Here is a 5,664-nt window from a genome sequence, read left to right as displayed (position 1 = left end):
GGGCCGGGCCCCGCCGCCCGGGCCCCGCGGGCGCCCGCCGGGCGAGGGACCAGCGCCCGTCGCGGTGAGCCGCGTCGCGGACGAGGGGGAGGACCATGACTGCACGGATCCGGGGCGACGGCGACCGTGAGCGGTGGCGCGACCGGGGCGGTCGGGCCGAGGAGCGGTACATCGACGAGGACGACGAGGAGGCGATCAGCGCGGCCGAGGCCGCCCGGGAGGGGCTGCGCCAGATCGTGGCCCTGACCGGCCGGGATCCGCTCGGGATCACCTCGATCCAGCCCACCGACGACGGCTGGCTGATCGGGGTGGAGGTGGTCGAGGACCACCGCATCCCGGCGTCGACCGACCTGCTCGGCCTCTACGAGGTCGAGCTGGACATGACCGGCAGCCTGCTCGGCTACCGGCGGACGCGCCGCTACCAGCGCGGCAAGGGGGACTGAGATGACCATTGGGCGGGCGCCGTCGGTCGTGCAGAACTCCGGTCAGGTGCTGCCGGCCGGCCACGAGCCGGCGAACCTCGGCGACATCCTGGAACGGGTGCTCGACCGGGGCATCGTGATCGCCGGTGACATCCGGGTCAGCCTGCTCGACATCGAGCTGCTGACGCTGAAGCTGCGGCTGGTCATCGCCTCGGTGGACACCGCGCGGCAGATCGGCATCGACTGGTGGGAGCACGACCCGTGGCTCAGTTCGCGGGCCCGCCCGCCGGTCGAGCCGGGCCCGCGGGACCCGGAGGAGGTCGAGGCGTCCCGCCGGCCGCGGGTGGCCGCCAGGGCCGAGCGGGCCGAGCGGGACGCGCGGGAGGGCTGGCATGACCACGACCTCTGACCCCACCCCGGACACCGGGACCGCCGTCTGGCTGCACGGCGTGGTCGCCGGCACGGCCACGCCGGCCGGGCTTCCCGGCATCGCCGGCACGCCGGTCCGGCCCGTGGCCGCCGCCGGCCTGGTCGCCGTGGTCAGCGACGCCCCGCTCAGCGAGTACGGCGAGGCCGCGCTGCGCCGCAACCTGGAGGACCTGGCCTGGCTGGAGCGGGCCGCCCGGGCCCACCATGCCGTGGTGGACGCGCTGTCCCGGGCCGGCGCGGTGGTGCCGGCCCGGCTCGCCACGGTCCACCGCGACGACGACCGGGTGGCCCGGGTGCTGGTCGAGCGGCGCGACGAGCTGGCCGGCACGCTGGCCCGGCTCGCCGGCCGCGCCGAGTGGGGCGTCAAGGGGTACGTGGTGCCCGGCGCGCCCCCACGGGTCGAGGAACCCGCCGGCGGGGGCGGCGCCGGCGCGGCATACCTGCGGCGGCGCCGGGCCCAGCTCACCGCCCGGGAGGAGGGGCAGCGGGTCGCCGCCGACGGGGCCGCCGCCGTGCACGCCGCCCTCGCCGGGTACGCCGTCGCCGGCCGTCGGCACGCCCCGCAGGACCGGCGGCTCTCCGGCGCGCCCACCGCCATGGTGCTCAACGGGGCGTACCTGGTCGACCGGGACCGGTGGGACGGCTTCGCCGCGCTGGCCCGCGAGCTGGCCGAGGGCCACCCGGAGCTGCGGCTGGAGCTGACCGGCCCGTGGCCGCCGTACTCCTTCGTGGCGGAACCGGAGGCGGAGCCGGCATGGGCGTGACCACGCTGGCGCCGAGCAGCGCCGACGACCCGCTGACCTACCGGCCGGTGGCCCTGGTCGACCTGCTCGACCGGGTGCTCGCCACCGGCGTGGTGATCACCGGCGACATCACCCTGGCCATCGCGGACATCGACCTGGTCCGCGTCTCGCTGCGCGCGCTCATCGCCTCGGTCGGCGCGCTCGCCCCGCCCGAGCCGGAGGCCACGCCGTGACCGGCCGGGACGAGGCGGCCGACCTGGCGGCGGCGCTGGGCGAGCCGCGGTGGACGGCGCCCCGGGTCCGGCCGCTCGACCGGCGGCTCGCCGTGGACCAGGACTCGGTCGAGCGCGGGCTGGCCAGCCTCGTGCTCACCGTGATCGAGCTGCTGCGGCAACTGATGGAACGGCAGGCGCTGCGCCGGGTCGACCTGGGTGACCTGACCGACGAGCAGGTGGAACGGGTCGGCGCCACGCTGATGGCGCTGGAGGAGCAGATGACCCAGCTCCGCGAGTACTTCGGCCTCGCACCCGAGGACCTCAACCTCGACCTCGGCCTGCTCGGCCCGCTGCTGCCCACCGACTGAGTCGGCCGGCTCACCGCCGGGTGGCCGCGTACGCCGCCAGGTGGGCGAGCTGGACCGGGTCGAGGGACGGGCGGACGCGGGCGCGGGCCGTCTCGACGTGCGCGGCGGTGACCGTGCTGGCCGCCAGCGACTCGCGCATCGCGGCGAGGGCCGCCTCGCGGATCAGCGCGGCGCAGTCGGCCGCCGAGAAGCCGTCCAGCTCCGCGCCGAGCGCGGTCAGGTCCACGTCGGGCGCGAGCGGGACGTTCCGGGCGGCCGCCCGGAGGATCTCCCCGCGGGCCGGGCCGTCCGGCGGCGGCACGTACACGAGGCGTTCCAGCCGGCCGGGGCGGAGCAGCGCCGGGTCGACCAGCTCCGGCCGGTTCGTCGCGCCGACCACCACAACGTTGCGCAGCGCCTCCACCCCGTCCAGCTCGGTGAGCAGGGCGGCGACCACCCGGTCGGTGGTGCCCCCGTCGGTGGCCTGGCCGCGGACCGGGGCGAGGGCGTCCACCTCGTCGAGGAAGACCAGGGTGGGCGCCGCCTCGCGGGCCCGGCGGAACAGCTCGCGGACCGCGCGTTCGCTCTCCCCGACCCACTTGGAGAGCAGCTCCGCGCCCTTCACCGACAGCACGTTGGCCCGGCCCGAACCGGCCAGCGCGGTGACCAGGTAGGTCTTGCCGCAGCCGGGCGGCCCGTAGAGCAGCACCCCGCGCGGCGGCGTCACGCCCAGCCGGGCGAAGGTGTCCGGGTAGGTCAGCGGCCAGAGCACCGACTCGGTCAGCGTCTGCTTCACCTCGTGCAGGCCGCCCACGTCGTCCAGGGTCACCGTGGCCAGCTCCAGGGTGGACGCGGCCATCGTGGTCGGCCGGACCACCTCCAGCGCGGCGGTGAAGTCGGCCATCGCCACGGTCGGCGTCTCCGCCGCCTTCTGCCGCAGCGCCGCCCGCACGCCGGCCTCCCGGACCAGCGCGGCCAGGTCGGCGGCGACGAACCCCGGCGTACGGGCGGCCACCTCGTCGAGCCGGACGTCGTCGGCGAGCGGCACCTGCCGGGTGAGCACGGTCAGCTGCTCCCGGCGCAGCGCCGGGTCGGGCAGCGGCACGGTGATCCGCAGCGAGAGCAGGTCCGGGGCGCGCAGCGCCGGGTCCACCGCCTCGGGGCGACCGGTGGTGCAGACCACCGCCGCCCCGGCCCGGACCGTCTCGGCGACCACCTGCCGGAACACGGTGGCCAGCGGACCGGGCTCGTCGGCCGGGGCGATCGCCTCCACGTCGGTGACCAGCAGCACGGCCGGGCCGTGGGCACGGACCGCCGCGGCGGCCTCGCGCAGCCGGCGGGCCGCCGCGTCGTTGTCCAGCGCGGCCAGTTCGGGGGCCCACAGCGGGCGGACCCGGGCGCCGACCCGGGCGGCGACCGCGCGGACCAGCGCCGACTTGCCGGAACCGGCCGGGCCCCCGACGAGCACTCCGAGCGAGACCGTGGTGCCGAGCCGGCCCAGCACCTCGCCGTGGTGGAAGCCCAGGTCGAGCAGTTCGGTCAGCTCCTCGGCCTGGGCCCGCAGCCCCGGCAGCTCGTCGACGTCGGGCGCGTCCTCGGGGCCGAGCAGGCCGTCGGCCGGCGCGGGCGCGGCCGGTGCGGCCGGGACTGCCTCGCCGGCCGGCCCGGAGCCGCGGGTGGCCGGGCCGTGCTCCCAGCCGACCACGGTGTCCATGGTGACCAGCGCGCCGGTCGCCGGCTTGGCCGCCACCACGTTGAGCAGGGTGCTTGTCCAGGCGTATCCGACGCTGCTGGCGAGGCTGCGTCGGGCGGCCTCGACCAGGCCGCGGAGCGCGGCGTCGGGGAGCACGTCCTGGGGCAGCAGCGAGACGTCGTCCCCGGCGGTGACCACCTTGCCGAGCAGGGCGAGCCGGAGCATCTCCGGGGAGACCGCGGCGACGATGCCGACCGGGCCGGCCAGGGTGACCCGGCGGGCCGGGGCGGCGGGCAGCGGGCTCACCGTGACCTGCCCGCCGTCGCGCAGGCCCAGGTTGCCCAGCAGCAGGTCGTCGGCGTAGAGCAGGGCGCTGCTCGCGGTCGGCTCGGCCGGGGCGGCGATGCCGGCGGTGACCCGGCGGCCGGCCAGCCGCACCGGGTCGCCGGGGCGCAGCGCCAGCGCGGTCAGCACCTCGGGGTGCAGGCGGACGACGCCGCGCCGGGCGTCCAGCGCCGCCGGCCGCAGGCTCGCGGTCAGGGTCAGGTCGGGTTCCGCCACCGCCCGACAGTAGCCGCCGGCACCACGTCGTGGCGGCGTGCCCGGCCGGCGGCGTCAGCGCGGGCCGGGATCGTCCAGCAGGGAGGGATCGCGCCGGATCATCTCGGCCAGCCGGGCCGCCGGGTCGGTGGCCACCCCGTCCTGCCCGGGGGCCGGCACGGTCTTCACCGACATCGGCCAGGCCGGCGGGGGCGCCGGCGCGGGCGCCGCCCCGACCGTCACCTCCGGGCCGGACCAGGAGACCCGCAACGGGTACGCCTGCCCGCCCAGCTCCACCCGGAGCACCACGGCCAGCCCGGGGTGCTCGGCGACCACCCGGCGGACCGCCTCGGCCACCTCCTCGACCGGGTCCCGACGCTCCGGCCGGTCGCCGCCCCCACGCAACCGGTACGCGCCGTGCCCCGCCCGCCCGTCCACCGGCGGGTCGTCCGGCCGGCCCCGCTCGATCTCCTCGTCCTGCTCGCCGGGCAGCGGCTGCCGGCGGCGCAGCGCCTCCTCGCGTCGCGCCAGCCGGGCCAGGGTCTCGTCCAGATCACCTCTCATCACGTCCACCCCTTCCGTGACCACGGGTCGAACCGACGACCGGTTCAGGCCCCATTCTCCCGGGTCGCCCGGTCAAGCGCTCGATCCAGGACGACCAGCAGCGCGTCCCGTACGGAGAGCCGGTCCCGGGCGTCGAACTGCACCAGCGGCACGTGCTCGCCGATCGCCAGGGCCCAGCGGATCGAGGCCAGGTCGAGGGCCAGCCGGCCGTCGAAGGCGTTCACCCCGACCGCGAACGGCAGGCCGGCCCGCTCGAAGAAGTCGATCGCCGGGTAGCAGTCGTCGAGCCGGCCGCTGTCCACCACCACCAGCGCGCCGAGCGCGCCCCGGGCGAGGTCGTCCCACATGAACCCGAAGCGGGCCTGGCCGGGCGTGCCGAAGAGGTAGAGCTTGAGGCTGCGGTCGATGGTCACGCAGCCGAAGTCCATGGCGACCGTGGTGGTCGTCTTCTCCGCGACCGCGCCCGGGTCGTCCACGCCGATCCCGGCGCTGGTCATCCCCGCCTCGGTGGTCAGCGGGGCGATCTCGGAGATCGCGCCCACCGTGGTGGTCTTGCCCACCCCGAAGCCACCGGCGATGAGGATCTTCACCGGGATCGGCGGGCGGGGCGCGGGCACCCGGACACACTAACGTCCGCACGGCTAGCGCCAGGGCGGCCGCCTTGGCCAACTGGACGCCCAGCTCTGAGAGGCGGAAGCCGGGCAGCACGCC

The 5,664-nt window shown here is 77.3% G+C and carries 8 protein-coding genes and 1 pseudogene; 5 read left to right on the top strand and 4 right to left on the bottom strand.

The features are described 5' to 3' along the window. Positions 1 to 95 precede the first annotated feature (95 nt). The 5 genes from ABZV78_RS31195 to ABZV78_RS31175 are packed head-to-tail and all read left to right on the top strand — an operon-like array spanning position 96 to position 2,177. Positions 96 to 443, top strand: a complete 348-nt coding sequence (locus ABZV78_RS31195) for a gas vesicle protein (protein WP_355644371.1) — start codon at positions 96 to 98, stop codon at positions 441 to 443. A 1-nt stretch (position 444) separates the two neighbouring features. Beyond that, positions 445 to 831 carry a gas vesicle protein gene (locus tag ABZV78_RS31190; RefSeq protein ID WP_355644369.1) on the top strand — a complete coding sequence of 129 codons (387 nt, stop codon included), beginning with the start codon at positions 445 to 447 and terminating at the stop codon, positions 829 to 831. Beyond that, positions 815 to 1,615, top strand: coding sequence for a GvpL/GvpF family gas vesicle protein (locus ABZV78_RS31185; RefSeq protein ID WP_355644367.1), 801 nt, complete (start codon positions 815 to 817; stop codon positions 1,613 to 1,615). Before ABZV78_RS31190 ends, ABZV78_RS31185 begins: the two co-directional genes overlap by 17 nt. Beyond that, positions 1,606 to 1,827 (top strand): gas vesicle protein, encoded by a 222-nt coding sequence (locus ABZV78_RS31180; RefSeq protein WP_254334221.1) that lies wholly within the window; start codon positions 1,606 to 1,608, stop codon positions 1,825 to 1,827. The genes ABZV78_RS31185 and ABZV78_RS31180 overlap by 10 nt, the downstream gene beginning before the upstream one ends. Then, the gene (locus tag ABZV78_RS31175) at positions 1,824 to 2,177 is read left to right on the top strand and encodes a gas vesicle protein K (protein ID WP_355644365.1); all 354 of its coding nucleotides are present in this window, start codon (positions 1,824 to 1,826) and stop codon (positions 2,175 to 2,177) included. The genes ABZV78_RS31180 and ABZV78_RS31175 overlap by 4 nt, the downstream gene beginning before the upstream one ends. A 10-nt stretch (positions 2,178 to 2,187) precedes the next feature. On the opposite strand, the gene ABZV78_RS31170 is transcribed toward ABZV78_RS31175, so the two are convergent. The 4 genes and pseudogenes from ABZV78_RS31170 to ABZV78_RS31155 form a co-directional block, all read right to left on the bottom strand. After that, positions 2,188 to 4,410 (bottom strand): AAA family ATPase, encoded by a 2,223-nt coding sequence (locus ABZV78_RS31170; protein ID WP_355644363.1) that lies wholly within the window; start codon positions 4,408 to 4,410, stop codon positions 2,188 to 2,190. A 54-nt stretch (positions 4,411 to 4,464) separates the two neighbouring features. Then, entirely contained in the window at positions 4,465 to 4,953 is a 489-nt protein-coding gene (locus ABZV78_RS31165) for a hypothetical protein (protein WP_355644362.1), read from the bottom strand. A gap of 44 nt (positions 4,954 to 4,997) precedes the next feature. Beyond that, positions 4,998 to 5,570, bottom strand: a complete 573-nt coding sequence (locus ABZV78_RS31160) for an ATP/GTP-binding protein (protein WP_355644360.1) — start codon at positions 5,568 to 5,570, stop codon at positions 4,998 to 5,000. A 7-nt stretch (positions 5,571 to 5,577) separates the two neighbouring features. Then, a pseudogene (locus ABZV78_RS31155) lies at positions 5,578 to 5,664 on the bottom strand (histidine phosphatase family protein); the annotation flags it as partial.

The sequence above is a fragment of the Micromonospora sp. NPDC004540 genome (genome assembly GCF_040610095.1).
In the GTDB taxonomy this organism is placed as follows: Bacteria; Actinomycetota; Actinomycetes; order Mycobacteriales; family Micromonosporaceae; genus Micromonospora.
Note: the sequence above shows the minus strand (reverse complement) of the source record. Positions and strands in the feature narration are given on the sequence as shown.